A 14,919-nucleotide genomic window follows, 5' to 3' on the forward strand; every position below is an offset into this window, starting at 1 on the left:
ACTTGTGCGCGCCGGGTCAGGGCACGTCCGGGTCGGCGGGCCGCCCGTGTCGCAGATCCTTCGTGATCGTCCCGAGAGGACAGCATGACCAACGCGGTTATCGTGGGCTACGCCCGCTCGCCCTTCACGCTCGCCAAGAAGGGCGCCCTGGCCCGGGTCCGCCCCGACGACCTCGCCGCGCAGGTCGTGCGCCGGCTCGTCGCCGAGGCCGGCATCTCGTCGAACACCATCGAGGACCTGATCGTCGGCTGTGCCTTCCCGGAGGGCGAGCAGGGGTTCAACGTGGCCCGCCTGATCGGCATGCTGGCCGATCTCGATCTCAGCGTCGGCGGCGTCACGGTGAACCGCTTCTGCGGCTCCTCGATGCAGTCGGTGCACATCGCCGCCGGGCAGATCCAGCTCGGCGCCGGCGAGGCCTTCATCTGCGCGGGCGTGGAGAGCATGAGCCGCGTGCCGATGATGGGCTTCAACCCGATGCCCAACCCGGCGCTTCATGCGGCGCGCCCTGGCGCCTACATGGGCATGGGCGACACCGCCGAGAACGTGGCGCGCCGCTGGCAGATCAGCCGGGCCGACCAGGAGGCCTTCGCGGTGACGAGCCACCGCAAGGCCGCCGCGGCCCAGGCCGCCGGACGGCTCGCCGCCGAGATCGTCCCGATCGCCACAAAGGCCGGCACGGTCGAGACGGACGGCTGCATCCGGCCGGAGGCCAGCGCCGACGGGCTCGCCGCCCTCAAGCCAGCCTTCCAGCAGGACGGCAGCGTCACGGCCGGCACCTCGTCGCCGCTGACGGACGGTGCCTCGGCGGTCCTCGTCTGCAGCGAGACCTATGCCCACCGCCACGGGCTGAAGCCGCTCGCCCGGATCGCCGCGATCGGCGTCTCGGGCTGCGAGCCGGAGATCATGGGCATCGGTCCGGTAGCCGCATCCCGGAAGGCGCTGGCCCGCGCCGGCATCGCCGTCGACGCGGTGGGCGTCGTCGAGCTGAACGAGGCCTTCGCCAGCCAAGCGCTCGCCTGCATCCGGGAACTCGGCCTGCGCGCGGAGACGGTCAATATCGACGGCGGCGCGATCGCGCTGGGCCATCCGCTCGGTGCGACGGGGGCGCGCATCGTCGGCAAGGCAGCGGCGCTGCTCGACCGCGAGGGCGCACGCTTCGCGCTGGCGACTCAGTGCATCGGCGGCGGCCAGGGCATCGCCACCCTTCTGGAGCGTGTCTGATGAGCGGGATCCGCAAAGTCGCCGTCATCGGCGCCGGAGTGATGGGCTCCGGCATCGCCGCCCATGTGGCCAATGCCGGCGTGCCGGTCCTGCTCATGGACATCGTGCCGGAGGGCGCAACCGACCGAAACGGTCTTGCGGCGGCTGCCATCGCCCGGATGCTCAAGACCGAGCCGGCGGCGTTCATGACCCCGCGGGCTGCCAAGCGCGTCGAGGCCTGCAACGTCGAGGACCATCTCGACCGCCTCGCCGAAGTCGACTGGATCATCGAGGTGGTCATCGAGCGCCTCGACGCGAAGCGGGCGCTCTATCGGCGGATCGACGCCGTGCGCCGGCCCGGCACGGCGGTCTCGTCGAACACCTCGACGATCCCGCTCGATGCGCTGGTCGACGGCATGCCCGAATCCTTCCGGCGCGACTTCCTGATCACCCACTTCTTCAACCCGCCGCGCTACATGCGGCTGCTCGAACTGGTGACCGGCCCGCAGACCGATCCGGCCCTCGCCGAGACGGTCGCCGACTTCGCCGACCGCCGGCTCGGCAAGAGCGTCGTGCGCTGCAAGGATCGACCGGGCTTCATCGCCAACCGTCTGGGCATCACGTGGATCCAGAACGCCATCGCGGCCGCCGACGACCTCGGCGTCCCGGTCGAGGAGGCCGACGCCATCATGGGACGCCCCTTCGGCATCCCGAAGACCGGCGTGTTCGGCCTCGTCGATCTCGTCGGCCTCGACCTGATCCCGCACACCACCGCGAGCCTGCGCGCGGCGTTGCCGCCGGAGGACGCCTTCCACGACTCCTACCGCGAGATGCCGCTCGTCAGCCGGCTGATCGCCGCGGGCTTCACCGGCCGTAAGGGCAAGGGCGGATTCTACCGCCTGAACCGCACGGGCGGGCAGAAGACCAAGGAGGCCATCGATCTCGCGAGCGGCGCCTACCGGCCCGCCCGGAAGGCGGACCTGCCGGAGCTGAAGGACGCGAAAGGCCCCCGTGCCGTGCTCGACCTGCCCGGCCGGGCGGGCGCCTACGCGTGGCGCGTCATCGGCGCGACCCTGTCGTACGCCGCCGGCCTCGTCGGCGAGGCGAGCGACGACGTCGCGGCGATCGATGAGGCGATGCGCCTCGGCTACAATTGGACATGGGGACCGTTCGAGCTGATCGACCGGATCGGCGGCGCCTACTTGGCCGATCGCCTCGCCCGCGACGGTCGGCCGGTCCCGCCGCTCCTCGCGGGTCTCGACGGCCGCAGCTTCTACCGGGTCGAGAACGGCCGCCGGCAGGTGCTCCAGCCCGGGGGCGGCTACCGCGACATCGTCCGGCCCGACGGCGTGCTGCGGCTCGCAGACATCAAGCTCGGCCGAGAGCCGCTCCTGACGAACGGCTCGGCGGCCCTGTGGGACATCGGCGACGGCGTGGTGTGCTTCGAGTTCACGTCGCAGAGCAACGCCCTGGACGAGCAGGTCATGGTCCTGCTCGGCAAGACGATCAAGCTCGTGAAGGACCGCTACAAGGCGCTGGTCGTCTACAACGAGGGCACGAACTTCTCGGTCGGCGCCAATCTCGGGCTGGCCCTGTTCGCCGCCAATATCGCGGCGTGGGGGGAGATCGAGAAGCTGGTCCATCTCGGCCAGCAGACCTATCGGCAGCTCAAATACGCGCCGTTTCCGGTGGTGAGCGCACCCTCCGGCATGGCGCTCGGCGGCGGCTGCGAGATCCTGCTGCACAGCGATGCCGTCCAGGCCCATGCGGAGAGCTATATCGGCCTCGTGGAGTGCGGCGTCGGCCTCGTGCCGGCCTGGGGCGGCTGCACGGAGATGCTGGGCCGCTGGCAGGCCTCCGGCACGCTGCCGAAGGGGCCGATGCCGGCCGTCGCCAGGGTGTTCGAGTCGGTCTCGACCGCAACCGTGGCGAAGTCGGCCGAGGAGGCGCGGGACCTCCTGTTCCTGCGCCCCGACGACGGCATCACCATGAATCGCGACCGGCTGCTCGCCGATGCCAAGGCCAGAGCGCTGTCCCTGGTCGCAGGCTATGCGCCGCCGAAGCCCGTGCCTCTGACCCTGCCGGGTTCCGCGGGCGGCCTCGCCCTGCGCATGGCCGCCGAGGGCTTCGCGCGGCGCGGCATCGCCACGAAGCACGATCTCGTGGTGGCGGGCGAACTCGCCTCCGTCCTGTCCGGAGGAGAGGCCGACATCCTCGATACCCTGGCTGAGGATGCCATCCTCGAACTCGAGCGCGACAGCTTCATGCGCCTCGTCCGCACCGAGGCAACCCTCGACCGGTTCGAGAGCGTGCTCGAGACCGGCCGGCCGGTGAGGAACTGACGATCATGCAGACCTACAAGGCCCCGCTGCGCGACATGCGCTTCGTGCTCCACGAACTGCACGCCGATCCGGGTTCCGAGCCGCTGCCCGGCCTGGAGGAGATCACGCCCGACGTCGCCGACGCCATCCTCGAGGAGGCGGCGAAGTTCTGCACCGAGCGGCTCCTGCCGCTCAACGCCTCCGGTGACGCGGAGGGCTGCCGCCTGGAGAACGGCGTCGTCCGGACGCCGAAGGGTTTTCCCGAGGCCTACGCGGCGTTCCGCGCGGGCGGTTGGACCGCGATGGGCTCCGACCCCGCCTATGGCGGCCAGGGCCTGCCGGAGAGGATCAACAAGCTCGTCGAGGAGATGATCTGCTCGACCAACCTGTCCTTCGGGCTCTATCCGGGCTTGAGCCACGGTGCCTACAAGGCGATCGCCGGTCATGCGTCGGAGGCGCTGAAGGCGGCCTACTTGCCCAAGATCGTCGACGGCACGTGGTCGGGCACCATGTGCCTGACCGAGGCCCATTGCGGCACGGATCTCGGCCTGCTGCGGACCCGCGCGGTGCCGCAGGACGACGGCTCCTACCGGATCACCGGCTCGAAGATCTTCATCTCGGCGGGCGATCACGACCTCACCGAGAACATCGTGCACCTCGTCCTCGCGCGGCTGCCCGATGCCCCCAAGGGCGTGAAGGGCATAAGCCTGTTCCTGGTGCCGAAATTCCTGCCCGCGCCGGACGGGACGCCGGGGGCGCGCAACGGCGTCACCTGCAGCGCCCTCGAGCATAAGATGGGCATCAAGGCCTCGGCCACCTGCCAGCTCTCCTTCGACGACGCCGTCGGCTGGCTCGTCGGCGAGCCGCACAAGGGCATGCGCGCGATGTTCACGATGATGAACAGCGAGCGCCTGTCGGTGGGAATCCAGGGGCTGGGCGCCGGCGAGGCGGCCTACCAGGGCGCCGTCGCCTATGCCCGCGAGCGCCTGCAGGGGCGCGCGCTCTCCGGTGCCAAGCGGCCGGACCTGGCCGCAGACCCGATCATCGTACACCCGGACGTGCGGCGCATGCTGATGACGATCCGCGCCTACAACGAGGGCGCCCGGGCGCTCGGCGGCTGGGTCGCCCGGAGCCTCGACGTGATGGAGCGCCATCCCGATCCGTCCGAACGGCGGCGGGCGGAGGATTTCTCGGCCCTGATGACGCCGGTGGTGAAGGCGCTGTTCACCGATCTCGGCTTCGAGGCGGCCAGCATCGGCCTGCAGGTCTACGGCGGCCACGGCTTCATCCGGGACCACGGCATGGAGCAGTATGTCCGCGATGCCCGGATCTCGATGATCTACGAGGGCACCAACGGCGTGCAGGCCCTCGACCTCGTCGGCCGCAAGCTCCCGGCCCATGCCGGCCGGCTGCTGCGCGGCTTCTTCCACCCGGTCCTCGCCTTCCTCGACGCGGCGCTGGAGGACGATGCCCTGGCGCCCCTCGCCCTGCCCGTGTCCAAGGCGTTCGGTGCGCTCCAGCTCGCCACCGCCCACATCGCGCAACGGGGCCTCAAAGATCCGGACGAGGCCGGCGCCGCCGCGACCGATTACCTGCGGCTGTTCGGCCTGGTGGCGCTCGGCTTCATGTGGGTGCGCGCCGCCAAGGTGGCGCAGGCGGCGCTGGCCGACGGAACGCCGGAGCGGGACTTCTACGAGGCCAAGCTCGCCACCGCCCGCTTCTTCATCGAGCGCATCCTGCCCCAGGTGGCCGGCCTGCTGGCGGCGATCAAGTCCGGCAAGGGCGCGATGATGGCCCTCGACGAGGCGATGTTCTGACCGCCCCGGACCTCCGGGGAATCCTCATGCGACTGATGGAGTGGAACGGATGGCGGATCTCGGCTTGCTGGTCGACTCGATCGAGGAACGGTCGGGGGCCTTGAGCGCGCTCGGATACCGGGTGCGGTTCGACCTCACCGATGGCGGCGGCATCCTGCTCGATGCGACCGGCGGCACGGTCGCCGTGTCGATCGCCGAAGAGGGCGAGGCCGATGCCGTGATGCGCTTGAGTTCCGACAATCTGCTCAAGCTCGTGGAGGGCCGGCTCAGCCCGATGATGGCCTTCTCGACCGGCCGCCTGAAGGTGCAGGGCTCGCAGGGCGTGGCGCTGAAGCTCGCCGGTCTGCTCGATCAGTAGCCGTCCCTGCGGGTGCGCCCCCCTCATCCACACCCGGCCATCGCGGGAGGCGCCACCGGAGGATCCGCGAGACCGTCCGAAGAATGAGCCGTGGCGGTGCAGGTGCCCGCCGCTTGGGTCGCGGTGGCGACATCGAGACCCGCGTGAAGGCCGGCGGCTCCGGGGGCCCATCGCCGACACGACGATGGCCATGCTCCCATTAAGGGGGAGCGCCGCCGAGCCGACCGGCGCCGGTCTGCGACCGCTACGAAACTTTCCGTCCGGCGCCCCCGTAAGGGCGGGTGCTACCCCTGCGTCGGGGTCGGATGGAAGGAAAAACGATGCCCACAGCGAACAGCCACCGCATGAAGGCGCTTGCTCTGGCCCTCGCGCTCGGTCTCGGAGCGAGCAGCGCAGCCTACGCCAAGAACCCGATGGTCGGCGGCGCGCCGATGTACGCCCAGAAGACCATCGTCGAGAACGCGGTCAACTCGAAGGATCACACCACGCTGGTCGCCGCCGTGAAGGCCGCCGGCCTGGTCGACACGCTGAACGGTCCGGGTCCGTTCACGGTGTTCGCCCCCACGAACGCGGCCTTCGCCAAGCTGCCGCCGGGCACGGTGGAGAACCTCGTCCAGCCGCAGAACAAGGCGACGCTGACGAAGATCCTGACCTACCACGTGGTCCCGGGTGTCTACACCGCCAAGGATCTGATGGCGCTCGCCAAGAAGGGCGGCGGACAGGGCACGCTCACCACGGTGGCGGGCGAGCCTCTCGCCGTCGAGGTGCAGGGCAAGAAGGTCTATGTGACCGACGTGAAGGGCAACACCGCCACGGTGACCATTCCGAACGTCATGCAATCGAACGGCGTCATCCACGTCGTCAATGCGGTGCTGATGCCCTGATCCACCCGGACGGTCCGGCGTCGGCGGCCCTGATCCGGCTGCCGACGCCGATTTATCGCAAACGTTGACCGCTGCGGCTGCCGAGATCGCGTCAGTCCGCGATGAGCTTGCCGGTGTAGACCACCGGACCTGTCGGCTGGCCGGTGGGCGAGCCGCCGGGCGGCTCCACCGAGACTGCGATCACGCCATCCGGAGCGGCCCCCGCCGGCAGCTTCATCTGGCTCGCCGCCGTGCCGACAAGGCCGAGCGGCCGCGGCCCCTGGGCACCGACATACCACACTTCCAGGCTTCGATCCGCGGGTGCCTCGGCGCTGACGGGCCGCACCATCGCGACGCCGGTGCGCGTGTCGACGCGCACGATCAGCGCCGGGAGCGTACCCCCGCCCTGCACCACGGCCAGATAGCGGCCATCCGACGGCCTCTGCCAGGGTCCGAGCGTCAGGACCAGAGCGAGGCCAGCCGCCAGCAGCCCGGCCCCGCCCGCGGCAACCCGCCACCGCCGAAGCTGGGAGCGCAGGGCTTCGATTTGATGCAACTCCGCGCGTCCCGCCGCCGGAAGCCTCCGCAAGAGTGCAGCGCGGACATGCGGCGGCGGTGTCTCGACGGGGATCACCATCGCGAGCGGGCCGAGGCGGCGTTCCCAAGCCTGGATCCGTGCCCGTGCGACCGGATCGCGCGCGACCTCGCCCTCCATGGCCGCACGCTCCTGCGCGTCGAGCGTTCCGAGGACGTACTCGGCCGCACGCAGATCGGGATCGTCGGGGTCTGGCGCCCTCGTACCGCTCACGACACCGTCTCCAGGCAGGTCTTCAAGGCGGCGAGCGCCCGGTGGAGCCAGGTCTTGATCGTGTTCACGGGACGATCGAACCGTGCGGCCAGTTCCTCACGCGAGCGCCCCTCACAATAGGCCAGCACGACGCAATCCCGGTGCGACGGTTCGAGTCGGCCGAGACATGCCACGAGGGCATTGCGGTCTTGAAATGCGCCCGCCTCGTCGTGCGGATCGATCAGCAGGTCCACCCAATCCTCGCCGCTGTCCAATTCCGGCCCCTGCACCTCCGCCTTCCGGCGTACGCTATCGATGGCGCGGTTCCGTGCGATGGTAATAAGCCAGGGCAGCGGCGGCCCGGCTTCCGGCCGATAGCTGCCCGCTGCCTGCCAGATCCGCATGTAGACGTCCTGGAGTACGTCCTCGGCCAAGCCGCGGTCGCGTTGGATACGCAGGATCAGCCCGTAAAGTTTCGGGCTTGAGACATCGTAGAGTTCAGCGAGCCGGTCCGCCTCACCTCGAGCGATTCCTGCAAGCAGCCGGCGCAGCGTGGCGTCGTCGGCCAACATGGGCCCCCGCATAGTTCGAGGCGCCTGCCATCGGACGCCCTCCCGGATGATGCTCTTAGACCAAGCCTCGGGACTCTGACGATCCCCCTCGCATGCGGCCGGAGGGGGCGCCACAGACGGACGATCCGGCCGCCGGTCCAGGTCACAGGGCGTCGGCGTGCTTGTTCGCCCGGTGCCGGCGTGGCCACCCAGGGGCGGAGAGAGATCGATCTTCGCTGAAGGCCGGTTCGCGGCGCAAATTCGCGCAAGCCTCGAATCGTCCCAAGACGCGGCGCGGGACACTGAGCCATGGCCCTCCCGGCATCGCCCGTGCGTCAATCCATATTTCGCGTTGTCTGAAGCAGTGATCCATATAAAATCGAGATTGACCGGTTCGACCCGTTAGCGGTCAGAGCCGCGCTTCCCTCAGGTCGCTTCATGGCTATCGATATCGACAGTGGCGTCACCGCTGCGCCTCACCCCGCCGGCCCGCCCATTATCGGGGACGGCGCACCGAACTTCCGGGCCCGCACCACGATGGGCCCGCGCACGCTCTCGTCCTATCGGGGCCGCTGGCTGGTGTTCTTCTCGCATCCCGCGGACTTCACGCCGGTCTGCACCAGCGAGTTCGTGGCTTTCGCCCGGGCCCACGAGGCTTTCCAGGCCCTGGATTGCGACCTCCTCGCCCTCTCCGTCGACAGCCTGTCGTCGCACTTGGCGTGGCAACAGAGCATCGAGCAGCGTTTCGGTGTGCGGATGCCGTTCCCGATCGTCGAGGATCCGGCCATGGGCATCGTCCGTGCCTATGGAATGCTGCCGGCGGGAGCGGCGTCGAGCGCCACGGTACGCACCACGTTCGTCATCGATCCGGAGGGGATCGTGCGCGCCCTCGTGACCTACCCGCTGACGGTAGGGCGCAGCGTCGCCGAGATCCTGCGGCTTGTAAGGGCGCTTCAGGCCTCCGACGCGGCCGACGTCTCGACGCCCGAGGGATGGCAACCGGGCGAGCCGGTGCTCGCGAATCCACCGATGACGAGCGAAGAGATCGGCGACTGCGGGACCGACTGGTATTACAGGTTGGAAAGCGTCTGATGGCACCCGGCACGGACGAGACCAAGGCGAGCGCGGCCGCCGAGTTGCTCAAGCTCGTCGCAAACCCCAACCGGCTGCGCATCCTCTACCTGCTGACGGACGGCGAGCGCTCGGTTTCGGACATCGAGCAGCGCCTCGGCATCCGTCAGCCGACCCTGTCGCAGCAGCTCGGCGAATTGCGCAACGCCGGGATCGTCACCACACGGCGCGCGCACAAGGTCGTATTCTACAGCCTGACGGAGGCCCGCACGCGTGCGCTCCTCGATGCGATCGAGGATATCTTGATCGTCAACCGGCCGCAGCGGCGCCTGGCGGCGCGCGGCCCCGACGCGCGCGAACGGGCCCTCGGGCAGGCCGCGATGTTCGGCCAGATCGGAGACGCGCCATGAATGCCTTTCTCGCCCCCCTCGCCGGTGGTGCCCTGATCGGCGCCTCGGCGGCCCTGCTGCTCCTCGCCAATGGCCGTATCGCGGGGATCAGCGGCATCGTCGGCGGATTGCTCGGCCCGGGCTCTCGGGACTGGGCTTGGCGGGTGGCCTTTCTGGTGGGCCTCTTCGCCGGCCCTGCCCTGTTCAGAGCGACGGCGGGCCATTGGCCGCAAATCCGCATCGATGCCTCCTGGCCGATGCTTGTCGGGGCCGGGCTTCTGGTCGGGTTCGGGACGCGTCTGGGGTCGGGGTGCACCAGCGGCCACGGGGTTTGCGGCCTCGCGCGGCTCTCGCCGCGTTCCCTCGCAGCAGTCGCGACGTTCATGGCCGCCGCGATCATCACCGTCTTCCTCGTTCGGCACGGCCTGGTCCGATGAACACCCCGCGCCTCCTCGCAGCCTTCGCGAGCGGCCTGCTCTTCGGAGCGGGGCTCGCCCTGTCGGGCATGATGGACCCCACACGCGTGCTGGGCTTCCTCGATGTCGCGGGGGCCTGGGATCCCAGCCTCGCCTTCGTCCTGGCCGGGGCCGTCGGCGTCTCGGCCCTCGGCTACGCGGTCAAGGCCCGGATGCCCCGGCCTGCCCTCGCGGACCGGTTCGAGATACCGGCGAACCGGAGCGTCGATGCCCGCCTGCTCGGGGGCGCCGTCCTGTTCGGGATCGGCTGGGGACTCGCCGGCTTCTGCCCCGGCCCGGCCCTGGCCGGTCTAACACTCGGCCTGCCGGAGGTCGCGCTGTTCGTTGCGGCGATGCTCGCCGGGATGCTGCTCTTTCGGTTCACCGCCCCGCGCTCGACGGGACCGATCACGGTGAGCCGCTGAGGGCGGAGGCGCCAGCCCGTAGGCGGGCACCGGCCTCCCCGATCAGGCGGTCCGTTCGGCTCGCTGCGGTTTCGCCATCCACTCTCGGCCATTCAGCATAGCCTTCCAGTACAGCGGGGGCAGCATCCGTTCCTTGAGCAGCCACGCCACGCGGCTCGGCTTCGTGCCGTCGATCAGCCAAGCGGGGAAGCTCGGCATCAGCGTTCCGCCATATCCAAATTCCGCGAGCAGAATCTTTCCGCGCTCAACCGTCAGGGGGCACGACCCGTAGCCGTCGTAGGCGACTTCGGCCCCGCGCAGATGCCCCATCTCGACGAGGAGATTGTGGGCTACGACCGGGGCCTGTTTGCGCGCGGCGGCGGCCGTCTTGGCATTGGAAGCGCCGATCGCATCGCCCAAGGCGTAGATCGCGGGAAAGCGCGCGTGGCGCAGGCTCGCGGGATCAACGGCGATCCAGCCGGCCGCGTCGGCGAGCGGGGACGCGCGAATGAAATCGGGCGCCTGTTGCGGCGGCACGACGTGGATCATGTCGAAATCGGTCTCGATCGTCTCGCAGATGCCGATCTCGGTCTGGCGGGAGAACCACGCGCGCTTGGCGGGGCCGTCGATCCGCGTCAGCGTATGGCGAAAGTTCAGGCGCACATCGTAACGATTCACATAAGTCATCAATGCGGGGACATAATCCTCGACGCCGAACAGCGCCGGACTGACCGTGTAGAATTCGACGTCGATATCTTTGAGCCGGCCCTGGCGTAGCCAGTGATCGGCCGAGAGATACATCGCCTTCTGCGGGGCGCCGGCGCATTTGATCGGCATGGGCGGCTGCGTGAACAGGGCGCGGCCGGCGCGCAGGGTCTGTACGAGTTCCCAGGTGTAGGGCGCCAGATCGTAGCGGTAATTGGAGGTGACGCCGTTCCGCCCGAGGGTTTCGGTCAACCCCGCGACACCGGCCCAATCGAGCGTCAGACCGGGCGCGACGACGAGTCGATCGTAGCGCACAGTTTGGTGCCCCTCCAGGATCACGGTGTTCCGATCCGGCTCGAAGGCAGCCACAGCGTCCTTGATCCAGCATACGCCTGTGGGAATCAGCGAGGCCATGGTCCTGGCTGTGACGGCGGGCGAAAAGATTCCGCCGCCGACCATGGTCCAGCCTGACTGGTAATAGTGCACATCGGCGGGCTCGATCAGCGCGATGTCGAGATCGGGCTTGCGCGCCTTGAGACTGGCCGCCACGGCGATGCCGCCGGCCCCACCGCCGATGACGACCACGCTGTGGAACAGATCGGCCGATGCCTTCCGGATGCGGCCGCCCGCGGCGATGCGCCCGACAACGCCGGACAGGTCGTAGCCGGCTGCCTTCGCCGTTGACACGATCTCCGGCAGAGGACGGCCGCGGGCCGCCTCGTCGAACGACCACAGCGTCGCCGAACGCATTCCCGTGCGGCAATAGGCGAGGAGAGGCTTGGGCAGCGCCGCGCGCGCGACGCCGAATGCCGCCGCGTTCTCGTCGGAGACCTTGCCGGACACGACCGGCAGATCGTGGGCCTCGAGCCCCGCGGCGTGAGCAGACGCCTCGATCTCCGCGAAATTCGGCTGATCCACGCCCTCTCCGTCCGGGCGATTGCAGATTACGGCCCGGAAGCCAGCCTGCGCGATACGCACGAGATCGCCAGGAAAGATCTGCCCCGAGACCGACAGATCCGGCGTCAAGCGCTTTGGTTCCATCGTCGCATCCGTCATTCTATATTATGCTTATATGTTAGGCTGAATCGATAAGATCACATATTGACAGCAGCGGCAACGGGTCATCATATGCGCGGAGAGACTCAGGCTCAGGCCTATTGATATATTCTTATGTGAAATGAACGACGGCTCAGGGCGCGTCCTGCCGTGCCGCCCGTCGGATGTCGGTTTAGCGGAAGATCGGAGAGACACTGCCGATAAGTGCTCTTCCTGCTGTTCTTTCCGGCGCAGGGGTCGGATTTACGCTCGGGCTGATCGGCGGCGGCGGCTCGATCCTGGCAACGCCGCTGCTGCTTTACGTGGTGGGCATTGCCCAACCGCACCTCGCCATCGGGACAGGGGCGCTCGCGGTCGCAGCCAACGCGTTCCTGACGCTCATCGGGCACACCAGGGCCGGCAACGTGCGCTGGCGCTGCGCCCTTGTCTTCGCCCTCGTCGGCATCCTGGGCGCCCTCGTCGGGTCATCCCTGGGCAAGGCCGTGGACGGACAGCGCCCGCTGTTCCTCTTTGCGCTTCTGATGGTGGTCGTCGGCATCCACATGCTGCGGGGCCGGACACGACAGGAGGGCTCGGCCGAGCCGGTCGGCTGCGGCCCGACACCGAGCGGAAGAGTGGTGGCCGTCGCCTTTGCGGTCGGCATGCTATCGGGATACTTTGGGATCGGAGGCGGGTTTCTGATCGTGCCGGGCCTCGTCTTCGCGACCGGCATGCCGCTCATCACAGCGGTCGGCACCTCGCTGCTCGCGGTCGGCGCCTTCGGCCTCGCGACCGCGCTGAATTACGCCCTGTCGGGCCTGGTCGATTGGGCGGTCGCGGGCGAGTTCATAGCCGGTGGCCTTGCCGGCGGCGTCCTCGGCATGCGCCTTGCCAACCGACTCGCCGGCTACAAGGGCGCGCTGAATACAGTCTTTGCCACCGTGATCTTCGGCGTCGCCGGCTTCATGCTCTACCGCAATGGCAGTGCCTTCGCCGCAGCTCCGTGAGCGCTGCGGGCGCGCGACTTGCGCGGGGCCGGGCTGGCGGGCGCCAGCCCGGCCGCCACGTCCGCTGAGATCCGCATCTGCCGCAGCCAGATCCGCCACGCGTCAATCCCGGGACGCCCGACACCGACAGGAGAGATCACATGACCGAACCCGTCATCCGCGCCTTCTTCGATGAGCCCACCAATACGGTGAGCTACATCGTGGCCGATCCCGAGACCAAACAGGCCGCCTTCATCGATCCCGTGCTCGACTACGACCACAATGGCGGCAGCGTCGACTCGCGCTCCGTCACGGCGATGCTGAAGGCGGCCGAGGAGGCGGGCTTCTCGGTGGTCTGGACGCTGGAGACCCACGCCCATGCCGATCATCTGTCCGGCTCGCCCTTTGTGAAGGCGAAGACCGGCGCGCGGATCGGCATCGGCGAGCACATCAAGGACGTGCAGAAAATCTTCCGTCCGGTCTTCAATGCCACGGACCTGAAAACCGATGGCAGTGATTTCGATTGCCTCTTTGCCGACGGGGAAACCTTCCACATCGGCAATCTCGCCGTCGAGGTGCTCTACACGCCCGGCCACACGCCGGCCGATATCTGCTATCGCATCGGCAACCATGTCTTCGTCGGCGACACGCTGTTCATGCCCGATTTCGGCACCGCGCGTGCGGATTTCCCCGGCGGCGACGTACACGCCCTCTACCGCTCGATCCGCAAGCTCCTCGCGCTACCACCCGAGACGGTCTTGCATCTGTGCCACGACTACAAGGCGCCCGGGCGCGACGTGTACGCCTGGGAGACCACGGTGGGCGAGCAGCGCGCACGCAATGTCCACGTGAAGGAGGGTGTGACCGAGGCGGAGTTCACCGCGATGCGAACCGCCCGCGACGCCACGCTTGCGGCGCCGCGCCTGCTGCTGCCGTCGATCCAAGTGAACATCCGCGCCGGCAAGTTCCCCCCGGCGGAGGCAAACGGCGTCCGCTACCTGACCATCCCGGTCAAGCTGAAGGGCGGGGCCGAGGCCGGTCTGTAACTTCGCGTCGGGCTCGTGAGCCCGGACGGCCAACGGCCTCCGATGTCTCGATCCACGGAGCCGGCCGGAGCGGCCGCCGATCGGAGCTTCACGGAGAAACCCGGGTGACGGCGCGGTCGGCATTCACGCGTTGGGCCCAGCCTTTGGCGCTGGCCTCGCCCTTGAGGTCGAGCAGTTTGGCGCCGCTGACATCGACGTTCTTGAAGTCCGCGCCGGCGACCGTGGCACCGGTCAGGTTCGCACCGGACAGGTCCGAGCCCATCAGCACCACGTCGGTCAGGTCGGCATCCTTGAGGTCAGCATATTCCAGGCGCGACCGCCCCAGGTCGGCCCCTTTGAGGTTCGCCCCCGAGAGGTTCACGGAAGTGAACACCGCCCGCATCAGTCCCATGGACTGGTTCCTGATGTCGGCGCCGCCCTTGAGGTCAACCAGCATCGCACCGCTCATATTGGCGCCTTTGAAGTCGCCGATCGGCGTGGATCGGCTGAGATCGGCGCCGCTCAGGTTGGCATCCCGGGCGGTGATGCCGAACATCCTCGCGTCGGCGAGTTTCGCGCCGGAGAGATCGGCCTTCAGGAACCACGCCTGTTCGAGGTTCGCCCCGCTGAGATCTGCCCCGCGGAGATTGGTGCCGTTCAGGCGCGCCGTCCGCAGGTTGGCGCCCCGGAGGCTCAGCCCGGACAGGTCGAGGCCCGACAACGCCTTGTCGTGCAGGTCGAGGGGCTTGCCGTCCGAGGCCCTGATCATCGCCTCGATGTCAGCGCGGCCCATCTCGGCCTTCGTCATCGCGGGGGAGGCCATGTCGGCTCCGAGCAGCAGATCCTGTTCGGCCGCGGCAGGGCCGGCGGCAAGGGCAGCGATCATGAAGCTGAAGGCGAGACGGCGCATCGGTTCACTCCCGGCAGACGCCACGCAACGCTGGCGTCCATA

General features: G+C 68.9%; 14 protein-coding genes and 1 pseudogene. 11 read left to right on the top strand and 4 right to left on the bottom strand.

The window, feature by feature from the left end; translation table 11 throughout:
* Positions 1 to 84 precede the first annotated feature (84 nt).
* The 5 genes from P9K36_RS19225 to P9K36_RS19245 all read left to right on the top strand — a co-directional run bounded on the left by P9K36_RS19225 (position 85) and on the right by P9K36_RS19245 (position 6,580).
* The gene (locus P9K36_RS19225; RefSeq protein WP_278305776.1) at positions 85 to 1,221 is read left to right on the top strand and encodes a thiolase family protein; all 1,137 of its coding nucleotides are present in this window, start codon (positions 85 to 87) and stop codon (positions 1,219 to 1,221) included.
* Entirely contained in the window at positions 1,221 to 3,542 is a 2,322-nt protein-coding gene (locus tag P9K36_RS19230) for a 3-hydroxyacyl-CoA dehydrogenase/enoyl-CoA hydratase family protein (protein WP_278305777.1), read from the top strand. The genes P9K36_RS19225 and P9K36_RS19230 overlap by 1 nt, the downstream gene beginning before the upstream one ends.
* Positions 3,543 to 3,547: 5 nt before the next feature.
* Entirely contained in the window at positions 3,548 to 5,338 is a 1,791-nt protein-coding gene (locus tag P9K36_RS19235; protein ID WP_278305778.1) for an acyl-CoA dehydrogenase C-terminal domain-containing protein, read from the top strand.
* A 49-nt stretch (positions 5,339 to 5,387) separates the two neighbouring features.
* Entirely contained in the window at positions 5,388 to 5,696 is a 309-nt protein-coding gene (locus P9K36_RS19240) for an SCP2 sterol-binding domain-containing protein (RefSeq protein ID WP_051044774.1), read from the top strand.
* 344 nt (positions 5,697 to 6,040) lie between these two features.
* Positions 6,041 to 6,580, top strand: a complete 540-nt coding sequence (locus P9K36_RS19245) for a fasciclin domain-containing protein (RefSeq protein ID WP_085987645.1) — start codon at positions 6,041 to 6,043, stop codon at positions 6,578 to 6,580.
* Positions 6,581 to 6,671: 91 nt separating this feature from the next.
* On the opposite strand, the gene P9K36_RS19250 is transcribed toward P9K36_RS19245, so the two are convergent.
* On the bottom strand, positions 6,672 to 7,367 hold the full coding sequence (locus P9K36_RS19250; RefSeq protein WP_278305779.1) for an anti-sigma factor: 696 nt from the start codon (positions 7,365 to 7,367) through the stop codon (positions 6,672 to 6,674).
* On the bottom strand, positions 7,364 to 7,915 hold the full coding sequence (locus tag P9K36_RS19255) for a sigma-70 family RNA polymerase sigma factor (protein ID WP_081948727.1): 552 nt from the start codon (positions 7,913 to 7,915) through the stop codon (positions 7,364 to 7,366). The genes P9K36_RS19250 and P9K36_RS19255 overlap by 4 nt, the downstream gene beginning before the upstream one ends.
* Before the next feature lie 420 nt (positions 7,916 to 8,335).
* Between P9K36_RS19255 and P9K36_RS19260 the strand changes: the two genes are divergently transcribed.
* The 4 genes and pseudogenes from P9K36_RS19260 to P9K36_RS19275 all read left to right on the top strand — a co-directional run bounded on the left by P9K36_RS19260 (position 8,336) and on the right by P9K36_RS19275 (position 10,237).
* Positions 8,336 to 8,989, top strand: coding sequence for a peroxiredoxin (locus tag P9K36_RS19260; protein ID WP_278305780.1), 654 nt, complete (start codon positions 8,336 to 8,338; stop codon positions 8,987 to 8,989).
* Positions 8,989 to 9,261, top strand: a pseudogene (locus tag P9K36_RS19265) (metalloregulator ArsR/SmtB family transcription factor); the annotation flags it as partial. The gene P9K36_RS19260 and the pseudogene P9K36_RS19265, both read left to right, overlap by 1 nt.
* Before the next feature lie 113 nt (positions 9,262 to 9,374).
* Positions 9,375 to 9,794: a YeeE/YedE thiosulfate transporter family protein gene (locus tag P9K36_RS19270; RefSeq protein WP_278305781.1), complete on the top strand. Its 420-nt coding sequence runs from the start codon at positions 9,375 to 9,377 to the stop codon at positions 9,792 to 9,794.
* The gene (locus tag P9K36_RS19275) at positions 9,791 to 10,237 is read left to right on the top strand and encodes a YeeE/YedE family protein (protein ID WP_278305782.1); all 447 of its coding nucleotides are present in this window, start codon (positions 9,791 to 9,793) and stop codon (positions 10,235 to 10,237) included. The genes P9K36_RS19270 and P9K36_RS19275 overlap by 4 nt, the downstream gene beginning before the upstream one ends.
* A 42-nt stretch (positions 10,238 to 10,279) precedes the next feature.
* Here the strand turns inward: P9K36_RS19275 and P9K36_RS19280 are convergent, their stop codons facing one another.
* On the bottom strand, positions 10,280 to 11,962 hold the full coding sequence (locus P9K36_RS19280) for a bifunctional protein tyrosine phosphatase family protein/NAD(P)/FAD-dependent oxidoreductase (protein ID WP_278307307.1): 1,683 nt from the start codon (positions 11,960 to 11,962) through the stop codon (positions 10,280 to 10,282).
* Positions 11,963 to 12,177: 215 nt separating this feature from the next.
* Here P9K36_RS19280 and P9K36_RS19285 point away from each other — a divergent pair, with 215 nt between their 5' ends.
* On the top strand, positions 12,178 to 12,963 hold the full coding sequence (locus tag P9K36_RS19285; RefSeq protein ID WP_278307308.1) for a sulfite exporter TauE/SafE family protein: 786 nt from the start codon (positions 12,178 to 12,180) through the stop codon (positions 12,961 to 12,963).
* Positions 12,964 to 13,103: 140 nt separating this feature from the next.
* Positions 13,104 to 13,988, top strand: coding sequence for an MBL fold metallo-hydrolase (locus P9K36_RS19290; RefSeq protein WP_278305783.1), 885 nt, complete (start codon positions 13,104 to 13,106; stop codon positions 13,986 to 13,988).
* An 88-nt stretch (positions 13,989 to 14,076) separates the two neighbouring features.
* On the opposite strand, the gene P9K36_RS19295 is transcribed toward P9K36_RS19290, so the two are convergent.
* Positions 14,077 to 14,877 (bottom strand): pentapeptide repeat-containing protein, encoded by an 801-nt coding sequence (locus tag P9K36_RS19295; protein WP_278305784.1) that lies wholly within the window; start codon positions 14,875 to 14,877, stop codon positions 14,077 to 14,079.
* Positions 14,878 to 14,919 lie beyond the last annotated feature (42 nt).

The sequence above is a fragment of the Methylobacterium sp. 391_Methyba4 genome, assembly GCF_029691625.1.
In the GTDB taxonomy this organism is placed as follows: domain Bacteria; phylum Pseudomonadota; class Alphaproteobacteria; order Rhizobiales; family Beijerinckiaceae; genus Methylobacterium; species Methylobacterium fujisawaense.

What these genes read in the sequence shown, in the direction of transcription:
- P9K36_RS19225 (WP_278305776.1), top strand. Translation starts at nt 85, where the DNA reads ATGACCAACGCGGTTATCGTGGGCTACGCCCGCTCGCCCTTCACGCTC.
- P9K36_RS19230 (WP_278305777.1), top strand. Translation starts at nt 1,221, where the DNA reads ATGAGCGGGATCCGCAAAGTCGCCGTCATCGGCGCCGGAGTGATGGGC.
- P9K36_RS19235 (WP_278305778.1), top strand. Translation starts at nt 3,548, where the DNA reads ATGCAGACCTACAAGGCCCCGCTGCGCGACATGCGCTTCGTGCTCCAC.
- P9K36_RS19240 (WP_051044774.1), top strand. Translation starts at nt 5,388, where the DNA reads ATGGCGGATCTCGGCTTGCTGGTCGACTCGATCGAGGAACGGTCGGGG.
- P9K36_RS19245 (WP_085987645.1), top strand. Translation starts at nt 6,041, where the DNA reads ATGAAGGCGCTTGCTCTGGCCCTCGCGCTCGGTCTCGGAGCGAGCAGC.
- P9K36_RS19260 (WP_278305780.1), top strand. Translation starts at nt 8,336, where the DNA reads ATGGCTATCGATATCGACAGTGGCGTCACCGCTGCGCCTCACCCCGCC.
- P9K36_RS19270 (WP_278305781.1), top strand. Translation starts at nt 9,375, where the DNA reads ATGAATGCCTTTCTCGCCCCCCTCGCCGGTGGTGCCCTGATCGGCGCC.
- P9K36_RS19275 (WP_278305782.1), top strand. Translation starts at nt 9,791, where the DNA reads ATGAACACCCCGCGCCTCCTCGCAGCCTTCGCGAGCGGCCTGCTCTTC.
- P9K36_RS19280 (WP_278307307.1), bottom strand. Translation starts at nt 11,962, where the DNA reads ATGGAACCAAAGCGCTTGACGCCGGATCTGTCGGTCTCGGGGCAGATC.
- P9K36_RS19290 (WP_278305783.1), top strand. Translation starts at nt 13,104, where the DNA reads ATGACCGAACCCGTCATCCGCGCCTTCTTCGATGAGCCCACCAATACG.
- P9K36_RS19295 (WP_278305784.1), bottom strand. Translation starts at nt 14,877, where the DNA reads ATGCGCCGTCTCGCCTTCAGCTTCATGATCGCTGCCCTTGCCGCCGGC.